The organism is Janthinobacterium pasteuri, from assembly GCF_051380775.1.
Lineage (GTDB): Bacteria > Pseudomonadota > Gammaproteobacteria > Burkholderiales > Burkholderiaceae_D > Janthinobacterium.
The window spans coordinates 36,320-51,998 of record NZ_JBNYXS010000019.1; the positions used below are offsets into that span (position 1 = coordinate 36,320).

General features: G+C 62.3%; 13 protein-coding genes and 1 pseudogene. 12 read left to right on the top strand and 2 right to left on the bottom strand.

Going from position 1 to position 15,679, the window contains the following annotated elements; translation table 11 throughout:
- The first annotated feature begins 31 nt into the window (after positions 1-31).
- Together msrP and msrQ are read left to right on the top strand one after the other, a co-directional pair.
- Positions 32-1,009, top strand: a complete 978-nt coding sequence (gene msrP / locus ACQ4WN_RS18560; RefSeq protein ID WP_436552856.1) for a protein-methionine-sulfoxide reductase catalytic subunit MsrP — start codon at positions 32-34, stop codon at positions 1,007-1,009.
- Positions 1,010-1,018: 9 nt separating this feature from the next.
- Positions 1,019-1,672, top strand: coding sequence for a protein-methionine-sulfoxide reductase heme-binding subunit MsrQ (gene msrQ, locus ACQ4WN_RS18565; RefSeq protein ID WP_436552857.1), 654 nt, complete (start codon positions 1,019-1,021; stop codon positions 1,670-1,672).
- On the opposite strand, the gene lptM is transcribed toward msrQ, so the two are convergent.
- A complete protein-coding gene (lptM, locus tag ACQ4WN_RS18570; protein WP_070221692.1) occupies positions 1,669-1,851 on the bottom strand; it encodes an LPS translocon maturation chaperone LptM in 183 nt (60 codons plus the stop codon). The genes msrQ and lptM overlap by 4 nt on opposite strands.
- Positions 1,852-1,891: 40 nt before the next feature.
- Here lptM and cyaY point away from each other — a divergent pair, with 40 nt between their 5' ends.
- Entirely contained in the window at positions 1,892-2,221 is a 330-nt protein-coding gene (cyaY, locus tag ACQ4WN_RS18575) for an iron donor protein CyaY (RefSeq protein ID WP_035824041.1), read from the top strand.
- Positions 2,222-2,285: 64 nt separating this feature from the next.
- Here cyaY and ACQ4WN_RS18580 read toward each other — a convergent pair whose 3' ends face one another.
- The gene (locus tag ACQ4WN_RS18580) at positions 2,286-4,631 is read right to left on the bottom strand and encodes a penicillin-binding protein 1A (protein WP_436552858.1); all 2,346 of its coding nucleotides are present in this window, start codon (positions 4,629-4,631) and stop codon (positions 2,286-2,288) included.
- A gap of 292 nt (positions 4,632-4,923) precedes the next feature.
- On the opposite strand from ACQ4WN_RS18580, the gene pilM reads away from it, so the two are divergent.
- From pilM to nrfD, 9 genes and pseudogenes are all read left to right on the top strand, one after another.
- Complete coding sequence (gene pilM, locus ACQ4WN_RS18585; protein WP_436552859.1) at positions 4,924-5,565, top strand: pilus assembly protein PilM; 642 nt, start codon at positions 4,924-4,926, stop codon at positions 5,563-5,565.
- Between the two features lie 71 nt (positions 5,566-5,636).
- Positions 5,637-6,134 (top strand): PilN domain-containing protein, encoded by a 498-nt coding sequence (locus ACQ4WN_RS18590; protein WP_436552860.1) that lies wholly within the window; start codon positions 5,637-5,639, stop codon positions 6,132-6,134.
- Positions 6,135-6,149: 15 nt separating this feature from the next.
- Positions 6,150-7,184 carry a pilus assembly protein PilP gene (locus ACQ4WN_RS18595; protein WP_436552861.1) on the top strand — a complete coding sequence of 345 codons (1,035 nt, stop codon included), beginning with the start codon at positions 6,150-6,152 and terminating at the stop codon, positions 7,182-7,184.
- A gap of 107 nt (positions 7,185-7,291) precedes the next feature.
- Positions 7,292-8,617 (top strand): annotated as a pseudogene (locus ACQ4WN_RS18600) (type IV pilus secretin PilQ); the annotation flags it as partial.
- Between the two features lie 97 nt (positions 8,618-8,714).
- The gene (locus ACQ4WN_RS18605) at positions 8,715-10,907 is read left to right on the top strand and encodes a beta strand repeat-containing protein (protein WP_436552862.1); all 2,193 of its coding nucleotides are present in this window, start codon (positions 8,715-8,717) and stop codon (positions 10,905-10,907) included.
- A 39-nt stretch (positions 10,908-10,946) separates the two neighbouring features.
- Positions 10,947-12,566, top strand: coding sequence for a bifunctional shikimate kinase/3-dehydroquinate synthase AroKB (aroKB, locus tag ACQ4WN_RS18610; protein WP_436552863.1), 1,620 nt, complete (start codon positions 10,947-10,949; stop codon positions 12,564-12,566).
- A 1-nt stretch (position 12,567) separates the two neighbouring features.
- Positions 12,568-13,704, top strand: coding sequence for a deoxyguanosinetriphosphate triphosphohydrolase (locus tag ACQ4WN_RS18615; protein ID WP_436552864.1), 1,137 nt, complete (start codon positions 12,568-12,570; stop codon positions 13,702-13,704).
- Positions 13,705-13,849: 145 nt separating this feature from the next.
- Positions 13,850-14,560, top strand: coding sequence for a sulfate reduction electron transfer complex DsrMKJOP subunit DsrO (gene dsrO / locus ACQ4WN_RS18620; RefSeq protein ID WP_219119017.1), 711 nt, complete (start codon positions 13,850-13,852; stop codon positions 14,558-14,560).
- 3 nt (positions 14,561-14,563) lie between these two features.
- Positions 14,564-15,676: an NrfD/PsrC family molybdoenzyme membrane anchor subunit gene (gene nrfD / locus ACQ4WN_RS18625; protein WP_436552865.1), complete on the top strand. Its 1,113-nt coding sequence runs from the start codon at positions 14,564-14,566 to the stop codon at positions 15,674-15,676.
- The last annotated feature ends 3 nt before the right edge of the window (positions 15,677-15,679 follow it).

The following is a 15,679-nucleotide window of genomic DNA, read 5'->3' on the forward strand; positions in this document are numbered from 1 at the left end:
GGTACATTCATTCACCTTTCCCGGAGCCGCCATGTTGATCAAGCGCAGTCCCAACGGCATCGAATTGCCGTATTCTTCCGAAATCACGCCGCGTGCCGTGTTTGAATCGCGCCGCAGCTTCATCAAGCAAATCGCCCTGGGCTCCGTGTCCAGCGCGGCATTGCTGGAAATGGCCAGCCGCGAAGCCTTCGCGCAAGGCACGAATCCCAAACTGGCCGCCAAACTTAATCCCGCCTATTCGGCGCTGGAAAAGCAGACGGCCTATAAAGACGCCACCAGCTACAACAATTTCTACGAATTCGGCACGGACAAGAGCGACCCTGCGCAAAATGCTGGCACCCTGCGCACGCGGCCGTGGACAGTCAGTATCGAAGGGGAAGTGAAAAAGCCGATGACGCTGGACCTCGACGCCTTGCTGAAGCTGGCGCCGCTGGAAGAGCGCGTGTACCGGCTGCGCTGCGTGGAAGGCTGGTCGATGGTGATTCCGTGGGTTGGTTATTCCTTCTCGGAAATCATCAAGAAGGTCGAGCCGACGGGCAATGCCAAGTACGTGGAATTCATCACCCTGGCCGACAAGAAGCAAATGCCGGGCGTGGGCAGCAGAGTGCTGGAGTGGCCCTATACGGAAGGCTTGCGCATCGATGAAGCGAACCATCCGCTGGCGCTGCTGACCTTGGGCATGTATGGCGAAACCTTGCCGAACCAGAACGGCGCGCCCGTGCGCATGGTCTTGCCGTGGAAATATGGTTTCAAGTCTGCCAAATCCATCGTCAAGATCCGTTTCGTCAAGGAACAGCCGCGCACCTCGTGGAACCTGTCGGCGCCGTCCGAATACGGTTTTTACTCGAATGTGAATCCGAACGTCGATCATCCGCGCTGGTCGCAGGCTTCCGAGCGGCGCATCGGCGAAGACGGCTTTCTCACGCGCAAGCGCAAGACCCTGATGTTCAACGGCTACAACGATGTCGCTTCCTTGTACGCGGGCATGGATCTGAAGAAGTTCTTTTAAGGAAAAACCATGGCCCTCAACCCCACGACCAGACAATTGTCGCTATTCAAAAGCCTGATATTTTTGCTGGCGCTGCTGCCGTTTGTGCGCATGGTCTGGCTGACGTACACGGGGCAACTGGTGGAGCCGCTGGAATTCATTACGCGCGGCACGGGCGACTGGACCCTGTATTTCCTGTGCATCAGCCTGGCGGTGACGCCCTTGCGGCGCATCACGCAATGGAATTGGCTGATCAAGCTGCGGCGCATGCTGGGCCTGTTCGCGTTTTTCTACGCGGCGCTGCATTTCACCACCTTCCTGTGGTTCGATCACTTTTTTGATGTGCAGGAAATGTGGAAGGATGTGCTCAAGCGTCCGTTCATCACAGTGGGCTTCATCGCCTTCGTCTTGCTGATTCCGCTGGCCGTGACCAGCACGAACGGCATGGTGAAACGCCTGGGCGGCAAGCGCTGGCAGTGGCTGCATCGGTTGATCTACGTCATCGCGCCGCTGGGCATCCTGCACTTCTGGTGGATGAAGGCGGGCAAGCACAATTTTGGGCAACCGATCCTGTTCGGCAGTATCGTCGCGCTACTACTGCTAATACGCGTGTATTACGCCTGGCGCAAGCGCGTAAAAAGCGCCAGGGCGGCGAATGCCGCCACCCCGGTGCGTTCCGTTTAAGTGGCTGGCACGATGACCGGTGGCGGCGGCACGGGTGCCGGTTCGACCGGCCCTTTGGCTGGTGCGCCCTTGGCCGCTGGCGGCTTGGGCAGGTACAGGGGTCCGGGCTGGCCGCAGCCGGCCAGGACGCTAGAGACCACAATGGCGATGCCGATATAAAACGCTGAGGATGACTTCACGATTAGAATCACGGTTTGATTAAGATCTTTGGAGTGTAGCATGAGCGAATCGGAATTCCTGGCCCTGGCCGAAGCCACCCTGACCCAGATCGAGGCGGCGCTGGACCGGCTGAACGATGAAGACGTGCTCGACGTCGAATGCAGCCGCAGCGGCAATGTGCTGGAAATCGAATTCATCGATAACGGCACGAAAATCATCGTCAACAGCCAGGCCCCCATGCGCGAAATGTGGGTGGCCGCCCGTTCCGGCGGTTTCCACTACAAGCGCGTAGGCGACGAGTGGATCAACACGCGCGACGGTTCGGAACTGTTTGCGGCTCTGTCTGCCATGGCCAGCGAGCAGGCCGGTGCGCCCGTGGTCCTGAAATAAGCTTTTCGCCACGGCAATAGAAAAGGGCAGACTTTGCAGTCTGCCCTTTTTGCATCAAACGATCTTAAAACAGTTCGTTCTTGACGGCTTCCTTGGCTTTTTCTTCCTCCGGCGTGCCGCGCGCCGCGCCTTCCAGGCTGCCTACGCCCGTGCCCGGTGGATTTTCCGCATAGTAATACTCGTCGCCCACGTGGATCAGGCCTTCCGGTACCGCGCGTTCCTCGACGGGAATGCTTTTCAGGGCTTTTGCCATGTAGCTGATCCAGATCGGCAAGGCCAGGCCGCCACCCGTTTCCCGGTTGCCCAGGTTGCGCGGCTGGTCGTAGCCGATCCAGGCGATGCCCACCAGCTTGGCCTGGTAGCCGGCGAACCAGGCGTCGATGGAATCGTTGGTGGTGCCCGTCTTGCCTGCCAGGTCAGGGCGCTTCAAGGCCATGGCCTTGTTCGCCGTGCCGAAGCGCACGACGTCGTTGAGCATGCTGTTCATCATGAAGGCATTGCGCTCGTCGATGACGCGGTTGGCTTCCTCGCCCGCCAGGTCCGGCTTGGCTTGCGACAGGATATTGCCATCGCTATCGGTCACCTTGGCGATCAGATACGGATTGATCTTGTAGCCGCCATTGGCGAACACGGCGTAGGCGCCCGCCATCTGCAGCGGCGTCACGTTGCCGGCGCCCAGGGCCAGGGTCAGGTACGGCGGGTTCTTGTCTGCGTCAAAGCCGAAGCGCGTCGCGTATTCCTGGCCATATTTGGCGCCGATCTTGTGCAGGATGCGGATGGAAATCATGTTCTTCGATTTCATCAAACCCTTGCGCATGGTCATCGGACCATCATATTTGCTGTCGTAGTTCTTCGGTTCCCACGCCTGGCCGCCCGTCTGGCCCGCGTCGAACGAGATCGGCGCATCGTTGATGATGGTGGCGGGCGACAGGCCCCGCTCCAGCGAGGCGGAATAGATGAAGGGCTTGAAGGCCGAACCTGGCTGGCGCCACGCCTGCGTGACATGGTTGAACTTGTTGCGGTTGTAATCGAAGCCGCCCACCATGGCGCGGATGGCGCCGTCGGTGGTGCTGGCCGAGACGAAGGCCGATTGCACCTCCGGCATTTGCGTCAAGACCCAGGCGTTGCCTTCCTGCATGACGCGGATCACGGCGCCGCGTTTGATGCGGCGGTTCGGTGCCGCTTTTTCCGACAGCCAGGCCGCGCCGAATGTCAGGCCGGGGCCCGTGATGGTGATTTCCTCGCCGGCCGACGTGACTGCCTGCAACGATTTTGGCGACGCCTGCAGCACCATGGCGGCGATGATGTCGTCGCTGTCCGGGTGGTCGGCCAGTTCCGTCTCGATCGCATCGTCCGCTTCTGCCTTGGTTTTCGGAATCTCGATGTAGGCTTCCGGGCCGCGGTAGCCGTGGCGTTTCTCGTAATCCATTACGCCCTTGCGCAAGGCGATGTAGGCAGCGTCCTGGTCGGCCTTGGTGATGGTGGTGTAGACGTTCAGGCCGCGCGTGTAGGTATCTTCCTTGAATTGCTCGTAGACCAGCTGGCGCGCCATTTCCGACACGTATTCCGCGTGCACGCCGAAGGCGCTGCTGTCGGTTTTCACTTTCAGCTCTTCATTCTTGGCTTCCGTGTATTGCTCTGGCGTGATGTAGCCCAGCTGCGCCATGCGCTGCAGAATGTATTGCTGGCGCATGCGCGCGCGTTTCGGATTGACGACGGGATTGTAGGCCGACGGCGCCTTTGGCAAGCCGGCCAGCATGGCCGCTTCGGCCACGGTGATATCCTGGATATTCTTGCCGAAATAGATTTGCGCGGCCGAGGCGAAACCGTAGGCGCGCTGTCCCAGATAAATCTGGTTCATATACACTTCGAGGATCTGGTCCTTGCTGAGGTTTTTCTCGATCTTCCAGGCCAGCAAGACTTCATACGCCTTGCGTTTCAAGGTCTGTTCACTGGACAGGAAGAAATTGCGCGCCACCTGCTGCGTGATGGTCGAGGCGCCTTGCTTGGCGCCGCCCGTCAGGTTGTGCAGGGTCGCGCGGGTGATGCCCAGATAGTCGACGCCGCCATGTTCATAGAAGCGGTCATCTTCGATGGCCAGCACGGCTTTCTTCATGACATCGGGAATATCCTTGATGTGCACCATGTTGCGCCGTTCTTCACCGAACTCGCCGATCAATACACTGTCGGACGTGAACACGCGCAGCGGCATTTTCGGCTTGTAATCGGTCAAGGTATCGAGCGCCGGCAGGTTCGGATAGGCCATCGCCAGGCCAAAAACCACCAGCAAGACGCCGACGATGCCCAGGCCCAGCAGCGATACCAGCGCCATCAGCAGAAAACGTTTGGGTTTGCTGCCCTTGGTGGGCGGCTTCGAGCCAGCGGAGCCAGCGGTGTTTGAAGATGTCATGCGTCGTATGTCTTTCGGTTAATTATGCCGGTCAATTATAAGCGAGCTTGCCGGGGTGGCAGCGCGCCGTGGCGCTTGCCGGGGGAAGTGTAGACACTTGTCGATACTCTATATAAGCGTGTATTGGCCCGCTGGCAACCAGGATTTGGTAACAATTATCCTGCGCCAGATCATAGCCGGGCCAGATAGGCGCTGCACGCCGCAGACACCAGTGGGAAATCCATTTACAAGCCAGCGTTGCCAGGACTAGGCTTTCGGATGGCAGGCACCCCTCCCACGCTGACGTTTCTGTATGAAAAACTTGTCTATCCGCAGTTTTCTTGGCATCGGTTTGCTGGGCGTCGACATGGCGGACGATGCCGTGCGCGTGGTCGAGTTGAGACGCCGGCGGGGAAAACTGTCGTGCCGGCATTGCGGCAGCGCCGCGCTGGCTGCAGGAGTGATGCTTGAAGGCAATGTCGAAGATTTGCCCGGCCTGGCTGATGCCGTGCGCCTGGCTCACCGCAACAGTGGTAGCGCCTGCACGCGGGTGGCGCTGGCCATGCCGGCCACGGCCTTGATCGCGCATGTGATCCGCCTGCAGGCGGGCTTGTCCGAAGAGCAACTGGAAATCCTGGTGGAACTGGAGGCGGCGCAATATATGCCGTTTGCGCTGGAAGACGCCAGCCTGGATTTTTACCAGCTGGGGCCGGCGCCGCCGCTTGCCGGCCAGGCGCAGCGTGAGATCGAAGTACTGCTCGTGGCGGCGCGGCGCGCCAGCGTGCAGCGTCGCCTCGATGCGGCTACGGCGGCCGGCTTGACGCCCGTCGTCATGGATAGCGAGACGCTGGCGCGCCAGGCGGCCGTTGCACAAGGGGGATGGCAAGCTTTGCCGGACAGCGGACTGGCATTTCAGCTAGCCTGGGGGCTGGCTTTGCACCGGTACGCCCGATGAAGAGCGTGGCGCACATGCCATGCATCAACCTCTTGCCGCATCGCCAGGCGGCGCGGCGCAGGCGTATTCAGATGCTGTTGTGGCAACTGGCCGGCGGGGCGCTGCTGGGCTTGCTGCTGGTGCTGGCGGCGGGCGCCTGGCTGCAGCAGCAGCTCGACGCGCAGCTGCGCCGCCAGGAGGGCTGGCGCAATGCCATGCAGCAAGTCAATGCCATCCTTGTCACCGGCAAGCGGGTGCAGCGCGAGACGGCGGCGCTGGTGCTGCGCCAGCAGGTCATTGCCAGTTTGCAAGAACAACGCAATGCCTGGGTGCGCATGCTGGACGCGCTGGCGCGGGCGATGCCGGCCGGTGTGGCCTTGCACAGTGTGCGCCAGGAATCGGCGATGGTGCGCCTGCAAGGGCATGCAGTCTCGCAGGACAAGGTCGCGGAACTTCTGTTGGCGCTGGAACGGGCAGCGCCCTGGTCCCGGCCGGAATTGTTGGAAGTGCGGCTGGAAGTGCGCGGTGCGGCAGATGGCGCCGTGGAGTGGACGATACGGCTGGCGTTGGCTAGCGCTGGGCAATCTTAGTCGTGGAGGTTGATCATGCTGAGCTTGAAGACCGCGTCACTGTGGCCGCTAACCGTGCGTCTCGCTTGCGCCGTCCTGTCTGGCATGCTGGTGGCCACCCTGCTGCACGCCGCATGGCTGGATGGCATGATGGCTGCCGTGCAGGCGGCGCAAAGGGAAGAGGGCCGCTTGCGCGCCGAGTATGTGGTGGCGCAGGCCCGGGCGAAGCAATTGCCGCAGTGGCGTGCGCAGCAGCGCGAGGCTGGCGCCGAGCTGGCCCTCCTGGAACAGCAACTGCCCGACCAGCAAGCGATGGCGGTGCTGTTGACGGACATCAACGCCGCAGGCCAGTCGCGCGGTCTGCAATTTTCGCTGTTCAAACCGGGGGCGGCCCGGCCGCAAGCGCCATATGTCGCCTTGCCGATCGCCATACAGTTGCGCGGCGGCTATCACGCCATGGGTGCGCTGCTGGCAGACCTGGCGCGCTTGCCGCGCATCGTCACGGTGCATGAGCTGGCCTTGACCCTCGGCAAGGACCGCTTGCTGACGTTCGATGCCGTGCTGCAGGCATATCGCCTGCCCGAAGCGGGGGAACGGGCGGCGCAAGCGGCTTTGTCGCCCAAGGCAGGCGCGCCTGCCGCCGCACCGGCATGGCGCCCGCTTGCCGCTGTCGCCCCGTATCCCTACGAGGCCAGCGCCCTGGCCGATCCTTTTGATGCATTGCCCGCCGCCGGCGCGCCGGGTCAACGTGGCAGCGTGGCGGATCCCGACCCCCAGCGTGTGCGCGAACCGCTGGAAAGCGTGGCCTTGCCGGGCATCAGCATGGTCGGTAGCGTGCAACAGGCCGGGCGCCTGAGCGCGCTGCTGCTGGCGGGCCAGCGCGTGTACCGGGTGGCGGTGGGCCAGTATCTGGGGGCAGACCACGGCCTGGTCACGCAGGTCAGTGAACAGGCGCTGCAGTACCGGGAGTTGCTGCAGGATGCGGGCGGCGGGTGGCGCGAACGGCACGGCAGCCTGTCCCTGCAAAAAACGGGTGACGCCAAAGCTGGCGTGCCGGAGGGCGCGCCATGAAGCCGTCTGTGTGGATGTGCTCGATGTGCTTGATATATTGGACCTTGCTGCACGGTGCCGCCCTGGCCGGCGATGAGGCGGTGGTGCAGGTGACGGCGCCGCGTCTGTATGTCGGCGAGAAAATCTCCGTCGATTTCCAGAACGTGGGCGTGCGCGCGGCCTTGCATATCCTGGCCGACGCGTCGGGGCAAAATATCATCGCCAGTGACAGCGTGGCGGGCAACCTGACCCTGCGCCTGCGCGACTTGCCGTGGGACCAGGCGCTCGACGTGCTGCTGCAGGCGAAGGGCCTGGACATGCGGCGCAATGGCAACGTGCTGTGGATCGCGCCGCGCGAGGAAATGCTGGCGCGCGAAAAACTGGAGCTCGAAACGCGCGCGCAGATCGCCGAACTCGAACCCTTGCAATCAAACATCTTCCAGCTCAACTACCAGAAGGCGGAAGCGTTCCGCACGGTGTTCGGCCTGGACGCGGGGGAAGGGCGCAGCCGCTTGCTGTCGCGTCGTGGCAGCGTGCTGATCGAGCCGCGCACGAATCAGCTGTTCGTGACCGACGTGCCGGCGCGGCTGGAGCAGATCCGTCAGCTGATCGCCAAGACGGATATTCCAACGCGGCAAGTGATGATCGAGGCGCGCATCGTCGAAGCGAACGACAGTTTCAGCCGCAATCTGGGCGCGCGCCTGGGTTTTACGGACCAGCGCCTGGCACAGGGCCAGCTGCCCGGCTTTTCCCTGGGCGGCAGTGGACGCCGCGCGGCTATCGGTGGCAGCTACCAGGGTGTGGGCGAGGCGACGGGGCAAACGGTGGCAGGCAGTGGCGCTTTCGTGCCGAACACGCAATTCATCAACTTGCCGGCCGCCAGCATCAATGGCCTGCCGCCGGCCAGCTTCGCCCTGAGCCTGTTTTCGGCGGCCGCCAACCGCTTTTTGAACCTGGAACTGTCCGCGCTGGAAGCCGATGGCAGGGGCAAGATCATTTCCAGCCCCCGCGTGGTGACGGCCGACAAGGTGCTGGCGCTGATCGAGCAGGGCATCGAATTGCCCTACCAGGTGGCCACCAGCAGCGGTGCCACGTCGATCACGTTCCGCAAGGCGAACCTGCGCCTGGAAGTGACGCCGCAGATCACGCCGGACGGCAACGTGGTGCTGGAAGTGGACGTCAACAAGGATAGCGTGGGCCAGGAAACCCGTTCCGGTTTCGCCATCGACACCAAGCACGTGCGCACGCAAGTGATGGTGGAAGACGGCGGCACGGTGGTGCTGGGCGGCATTTATCAGCAATCCGAACGGGGCACGGACAGCAAGGTGCCGATTCTCGGCGACATCCCCTTGCTCGGTGTTTTTTTCCGCAGCACGGGCCGCAGTCAAGAAAAAACGGAACTGATGGTGTTTATTACGCCGAAAATAGTGGCAGATCGGCCAGCAACACGTTAATGTCACATCTTTACGTTTAAGTAACAGTGCAAACGAAAGCGGACTGATGGCGACTATGCGGAATTTTTCTTTAGGCAATACTTCTTGGAATAGTGCATTGAATTGGCTGGCTTTGCTGGCGCTGAGCGCCTTGCTGGTCGCGTGTGGCGGCGGTGGCGGTGACCCGACCATTGATAAGCCTGGCGCTACGAACAGCGGCGTTGCCAGCGTCTCGCTCGTGGCCAGCGCCACGACCATCGTTGCCTCGGGAGCCGATGGTACCGAAGTGACGTTGACGGTGGTTGTCAAGAATGCCATTAATAATGCCCTGAGCGGGCAGACGGTCGCCTTGACGGCCAGTTCTGGTACGATCAGTAGTACGACGCGCGTCACGGATGCCAGCGGCACGGTGACTGAAAAGCTCAGCGTGAAAGGCGATGCGACCTTGCGCGACATCACGATCACGGCCAGCAGCGGCGGTATCACGTCCGCCCCGGTCGTGGTCAAGGTGGTGCCAGTCACGTCCGGTATCGCGACTTTGCTGCTGACTTCCTCCGGTGGTACCCTGGCGTCGTCGGGCGGTACCGCTGTCAATGTCATCGCGTTTGTCAAGGATGCCAATAACGCGATAGTGCCCAATGCTAATGTCACCTTCAAAGCCGATTCGGGTGCGCTGGGCGCCACGAGCGTCACGACCAATGCACAGGGACAGGCGCTGGTTAGCCTGAACACGGGGGGCGATGCCAGCTTGCGCACTATCAAGGTCAGCGCCAGTGCCGGCGCGCAAACGGCCAGTACCGATATCAGCGTCAGCGGCACGAAACTGGCCGTCAATGCCTTTTCGTCGATCAATCTGAAAACGAGTACCGACATGGTGGTCAAGCTGGTCGACTCCAGCGGCAATGCGCTGGTGGGCAAGCCGGTGACTTTCAGCGCGCAGATCAATCCGCTGACGGTGAAGGGTGGCGGCGCCAGCCCGGCATTGACGGACAATAATGGACAGCTGGTATTGAGCTACGACGCTCAGTCCGGCACCAGCGATACGATCACCATCAAGGGCCAGGGCGACAGCTTGGTCATGCCCGTGGTGATCAATGCGGCCAATTTCACGATTAACGCCGTCACCGGCGCCAATGTAGCGTTGACAACACTGGCAACGCAGACCTGCTACGCGATCAGCGTGCACAGCGACGTGGCCGGCACGCCGCAAACGGGAAATGTCCGTTTCAGTACTTCGCGCGGTGCGATTTACCGGGATGCCGGCTGCGCCACGCCTTTGCTGGCGCCGCTGGCGCTCGTTGGCGGCAATGCCATTGCCTATGTGCAGGCTGTTGGCGGAGGCCGGACGGCGCTGACGGCCAGGAACGAGGCCACGGGCGTGTCGGTGCAGGCTGACGTGGAATTCGTCGCCCCGCTGACGCCTCAGTCAACCATTACCTTGCAGGCCGACCCTGCGGTGATCGGCGCCAATACGTCAGGCAGCACCTCCCAGCGCAGCTCCCTGCGCGCCGTCGTTCGCGATGGCACGGCGGAAAACAACCTCGTCAAGAATGCCCAGGTCGGCTTCACCATCCTGAGCGATGCCAGCGGTGGCTCCTTGAGTTCGCCGTCAGTGGTCAATACGGATGGCGACGGCATGGCCACGGTCAGCTATGTCGCCGGCCAGGCCAGTACCGGTGTCGATGGCGTGATCGTTCAGGCACAGTTGCAGGGCGTATCGACCAGCAGCGCCACGGCCAAGCTTACGGTGACGAAGAAATCGCTGTTCATCAGCGCCGGCAGCGGAAATGTGCTTGACGGCGCCGACAGCAGCACCTATCGCAAGACTTACACCGTGTTTGTGACGGACGCCGCAGGCAATCCGGTCCCTGATGTGATTATCACGGCCGCTGCCTGGCCCAAGTCGTATTACAAGGGCTATCTGCAGTTTTCCACTGCTGCAACAAGCTGGATCGTGGCGCAGCATGTGGAATGCAGGAATGAGGACCAGAATCGCAATGGCATGCTCGACGCGAACGAAGACGAGAATAAGAACGGCTTCCTCGATCCCGGCATTCCTCTCAATGTATCCACCGGAGGCAAGACCGACAGCAGCGGCACCACCACCGTCACCCTGACTTATCCACGCGACAGGGCCAACTGGCTGAATGTCGAATTGACAATTCGCGGCAACAGTTCCGGGACGGAAGCAACTTATGTCGGTTACACTTTGCTTCCGGGACTGTTCTCGGACTTCAACCGCCAGGATGTGTCTCCACCGGGCGTGATTAGTCCGTACGGGCAGGCGAATGTTTGTAGTGATTCAAAATAACTGTCGCAGCACATGCAAAATCTGTTTTTAGTAGGCCTCATGGGCGCAGGCAAAACCACGATCGGGCGCATCCTGGCCCGCAAACTGGGCTTGCGCTTTGTCGATTCCGACCACGAAATCGAGGCACGCACGGGAGCGACCATCCCGTGGATCTTTGAAATCGAGGGCGAGGCCAGCTTTCGCCGGCGCGAGGCGGAGGTCATCCGCGACCTGAGCGCCCAGGAAGGCATCGTCATGGCTACGGGCGGCGGCGCCATCCTCAACGCCGACAGCCGCGCCTACCTGAAGGAGCGGGGCACGGTCGTCTACCTGCGCGCCAGCGTCAGCAACATCCTGGCGCGCACCAGCCACGACAAGAACCGTCCCCTGCTGCAGACGGCCGACCCGCGCCGCAAGCTGGAAGAATTGACGTCACAGCGCGAGCCTCACTACATGGAAGTGGCCGACATTGTGATCGACACGGGCCGTCCTAACGTACAATCGATGGTTCAGACCATCCTGATGCAGCTGGCCAGCCTCGAATGCGAGGCGTCGCCCAACTGCGTCATTCATGCAGAGCCTTCGATGAACGAGCAATCCAAAATGTTGTTGAGCGTAGACCTCGACGAACGCAGTTATCCGATCGCCATCGGTCCCGGCTTGCTGGCCGACGCCGATGCGCTGCTGCGCCATATCAGCGGCCACAAGGTGGCCATCGTCACCAATACCACCGTCGCCCCCCTGTACCTGGGCCGCCTGCAGGCCGCGCTGGCCAGCGATGGCCGCGAAGTGATCTGCATCGTCCTGCCGGACGGCGAAGAATATAAAAACTGGGCCAGCCTGATGCAGATCTTCGACGCGCTGCTGGCCAATAAATGCGACCGCAAGACCACCCTGGTGGCGCTGGGCGGCGGCGTGATCGGCGACCTGACCGGCTATGCGGCGGCCAGCTATATGCGCGGCATCGGCTTCGTACAGGTGCCCACCACCTTGCTGGCGCAGGTCGATTCCTCCGTCGGCGGCAAGACGGGCATCAACCACCCGCTGGGCAAGAACATGATCGGCGCCTTCTACCAGCCGCGCGCCGTGATCGCCGACACCTCGACCCTGGAAACCCTGCCTGCGCGCGAGCTGTCGGCCGGTCTCGCCGAAGTGATCAAGCATGGCGCCATCATCGATGCGGCGTTTTTTGACTGGATCGAGGCGAACATGGCCAAGCTGATGGCGCGCGACAAGGGCGCCCTCGCGTATGCGATCGCCCGTTCGTGCGAAATCAAGGCCGACGTGGTGCGCCAGGACGAGCGCGAAGGCGGCTTGCGCGCCATCCTGAACTTCGGCCACACCTTCGGCCACGCCATCGAGGCGGGCCTGGGCTACGGCCACTGGCTGCACGGCGAAGCCGTCGGCTGCGGCATGGTGATGGCGGCCGACCTGTCCTGCCGCATGGGCTATATCGACCAGGCGGCCGTCGAGCGCGTGCGCGCGCTGGTGGCCGCCGCCGGCCTGCCGATCAAGGCGCCGGACCTCGGTGTCGAGCGCTGGCTGGAACTGATGGAAGTGGACAAAAAGAACGAGGGCGGCGCCATCAAGTTCATCCTGTTGAAACCGTTGGGCAGCCCGTGCATCACGTCCGCGCCGCACGAACTGGTGCTGGCCACCCTGGCCGCCGGAGTGCAATAACATGCTGCCAGAAGACTTCCTTGCTCCCTACGCAGCTCACTCGGCACAGGGACAGGGACGTCGCTTTGCCGAGGCGCCGCACGCCTCGCGCAGCCAGTTTCAGCGCGACCGCGACCGCATCATCCATTCCTCGGCCTTCCGCCGCCTCGAATACAAGACCCAGGTTTTCCTCAACCACGAGGGAGACCTGTTCCGCACGCGCCTGACGCACAGCCTGGAAGTGGCGCAAGTGGGGCGCTCCATCGCGCGCAACCTGCGCCTCAATGAAGATCTGGTGGAAGCCATCGCGCTCGCGCATGACCTGGGCCACACGCCATTCGGCCACGTGGGCCAGGACGTGCTCAATGAGTGCATGCGGGAGCATGGCGGCTTCGAACATAACCTGCAAAGCCTGCGTGTGGTCGATACCCTGGAAGAGCACTACGGCGCTTTTGATGGCTTGAACCTGATGTTCGAGACGCGCGAAGGTATATTGAAACACTGCTCGCTGGCGCATGCGCGCGAACTGGGTCCCGTGGCCCTGCGCTTCATCGACCGCACGCAACCAACGCTGGAAGCGCAGCTGACCAACCTGGCCGATGAAATCGCCTACAACAGCCACGATATCGACGATGGCCTGCGTTCCGGCCTGATCACCATCGCCCAGCTGGAAGAGGTGGAATTCTTTGGCCGCCTGTGGCGCGACGTGCAGCAGGCGTTTCCCGGCCTGTCGGGCCGGCGCGCCATCTACGAAACCCTGCGCCGCCTGATCACGGCGCTGGCCGATGATTTGATCGTCACGTCGAATGCCTTGATCCTTGACGCGGCGCCGCGCGATGTCAGCGAAGTGCGCGCCAGTGCCCCGCTGATCCGTTTTTCAGATGCCATGCGTCGCGATGCGACGGAGTTGAAACGCTTCTTGCGGGCCAATCTGTACCGCCACTACCAGGTCAACCGCATGCGCGTGAAAGCGAGCCGCATCGTGCGCGAACTGTATGACAGCTTCATGGCTGAACCGGCCCTGCTGCCGCCCGACTATCAACTCAAGGATGGCGACGTCACGCAGCAGGCGCGCAAGATCGCCGACTACATCGCGGGCATGACGGACCGCTACGCGATTCGCGAGCACCGCCGGCTGTATTCGCTCGACGAGCTCTAGGCGCATTACCCCCATTCTCCTCCTCTGTCAATTGGCATGATCATCTAGGTCTCCACCCGATCACCCCAATACCCCCGCAGCACCTTCTTTTCTATCATGGCAGCAAGTCAACAAGGGCTTGCCGCCCATAGTCAAGGAGAGTGTCATGATTGAATCGCGCCGCAGTTTTTTGCGCGCCTTGCCAGCCGTTACCATCGGGGCGGCCATCGCGCCGCTGCCCGGCAAGGCTGCCACCAAGGGCGAAGGCGGTCAGCGCTGGGCGATGGTGGTCGATGTGCAGAAATGCATCGGCTGCCAGGCGTGCACGGTCTCCTGCATCATGGAAAACGCCGTGCCGGAAAACAGCTTCCGCACCGTCGTCTCGACCTATGAAGTGAAGGAAGAGAACCGCTGCGGCACCTACATGCTGCCGCGCCTGTGCAACCACTGCGCCAATCCTCCCTGCATTCCCGTCTGTCCCGTAGGCGCCACCTTCCAGCGCAAGGATGGCGTTGTCGTCGTCGACGGCGACCGCTGCGTGGGCTGCGCCTACTGCGTGCAAGCCTGCCCGTACGACGCGCGTTTCATCAACCACGAAACGGGCAAGGCCGACAAATGCACGTTCTGCGCGCACCGCGTCGACGAAGGCTTGCTGCCTGCCTGCGTGGAAACCTGCGTCGGCGGCGCGCGCATCTTCGGCGACCTGAATGACCCGCAAAGCATGGTGCACCAGCTGCTCACCGAGAACAAGGTGAAAGTGCTGAAACCCGAACAAGGTACCCAGCCCCACGTGTTTTATCTGGGACTGGACACGCGCTTCGCTGGCCACGTCGAGGGCGAAGCGACTCTTTGGCAACCGAGCAAACACGGGAAATAAACCATGGACAGCCACATCACCGAAATTGTCAACGTCACGCGCGAAGCAGCATGGCTGCCGTGGGCGGTGCAGTATTTTTTCCTCATCGGCCTCAGTTACGGCAGCTTCATGCTGACCCTGCCGTACTTCGTCTTCGGCCGCAAGGCGTATGAGCGCCTGGGGCGCATCGCGCTGCTGGCGTCGCTCGTCTGCGGCATGACGGCGCCTGTGGCGCTGCTGGCCGACCTGCACGGGCCGGGGCGCTTCTACCACTTCTATATTTACTTCCAGCCGCAGTCGTGGATGTCGTGGGGCTCGTTCTTCATTCCGCTCTATCTGGGCTGTCTGATGCTGTACGCATGGCTGGCGCTGCGCGTGGATTTCGCCACGCGGGGCCAGGGACAGGACCGTTTAGCCTTCCTGTACCGCCTGGCCGGGCGCGGTGGTGCCGCCTCCCTGCGGGCCATCCGTATCGCCGCCGCCTTCACCTTGCTCGCCGCCTTTGTCGTGGGCCTGTACACGGGCATGGAAGTGATGGTGGTGCGCGCCCGTCCCCTGTGGTTCACGCCTTTCCTGCCGGCGCAATTTGCCGCCACTGCCTTTGTGGGGGCCATTGGCCTGGCGCTGCTGTTCAACCGCTTCCTGCCGGGCCGCGACAAGGCGCTGGAAGTGTCGCTGAACCGCGCACTGGCCCTGTCGCTGGCGCTGGTGCTGGCACTGGGCGGCGGCTGGCTGTTCGTCAGTCTCTCTGGCGTGAGCGTCAGCCACAGCATGGCATTTACCCAGGTGGCGGGCATGCTGCAATGGCAGTTCACGGCTGTCTGGGCCGTGCTGTCGTCCATCGTGCCGATGGCCCTGGCCATCTGGCGCCCGGCCACGAGTGGCCTGGTGAATGGCCTGATCGCGCTGCATAGCGCCTGGATGATGCGCTGGACGATTTTCATCGGCGGACAGACGATCCCGAAAACGGGCGCGGGCCTGTACGACTACCACCTGCCGATGGGGAACGACGGCTTGCTGGGGATCATCGGCACGGCCGGCCTGTGGATCGCGCTGCTGTTGCTGATGCTGGAATTTTTGCCATGGGCGGGGCGCGCGATCACTACACGCAGCCGTCCTGCCATGGCCACGCACTGAGGA

What these genes read in the sequence shown, in the direction of transcription:
- msrP (WP_436552856.1), top strand. Translation starts at nt 32, where the DNA reads ATGTTGATCAAGCGCAGTCCCAACGGCATCGAATTGCCGTATTCTTCC.
- msrQ (WP_436552857.1), top strand. Translation starts at nt 1,019, where the DNA reads ATGGCCCTCAACCCCACGACCAGACAATTGTCGCTATTCAAAAGCCTG.
- cyaY (WP_035824041.1), top strand. Translation starts at nt 1,892, where the DNA reads ATGAGCGAATCGGAATTCCTGGCCCTGGCCGAAGCCACCCTGACCCAG.
- ACQ4WN_RS18580 (WP_436552858.1), bottom strand. Translation starts at nt 4,631, where the DNA reads ATGACATCTTCAAACACCGCTGGCTCCGCTGGCTCGAAGCCGCCCACC.
- pilM (WP_436552859.1), top strand. Translation starts at nt 4,924, where the DNA reads ATGAAAAACTTGTCTATCCGCAGTTTTCTTGGCATCGGTTTGCTGGGC.
- ACQ4WN_RS18590 (WP_436552860.1), top strand. Translation starts at nt 5,637, where the DNA reads ATGCTGTTGTGGCAACTGGCCGGCGGGGCGCTGCTGGGCTTGCTGCTG.
- ACQ4WN_RS18595 (WP_436552861.1), top strand. Translation starts at nt 6,150, where the DNA reads ATGCTGAGCTTGAAGACCGCGTCACTGTGGCCGCTAACCGTGCGTCTC.
- aroKB (WP_436552863.1), top strand. Translation starts at nt 10,947, where the DNA reads ATGGGCGCAGGCAAAACCACGATCGGGCGCATCCTGGCCCGCAAACTG.
- ACQ4WN_RS18615 (WP_436552864.1), top strand. Translation starts at nt 12,568, where the DNA reads ATGCTGCCAGAAGACTTCCTTGCTCCCTACGCAGCTCACTCGGCACAG.
- dsrO (WP_219119017.1), top strand. Translation starts at nt 13,850, where the DNA reads ATGATTGAATCGCGCCGCAGTTTTTTGCGCGCCTTGCCAGCCGTTACC.
- nrfD (WP_436552865.1), top strand. Translation starts at nt 14,564, where the DNA reads ATGGACAGCCACATCACCGAAATTGTCAACGTCACGCGCGAAGCAGCA.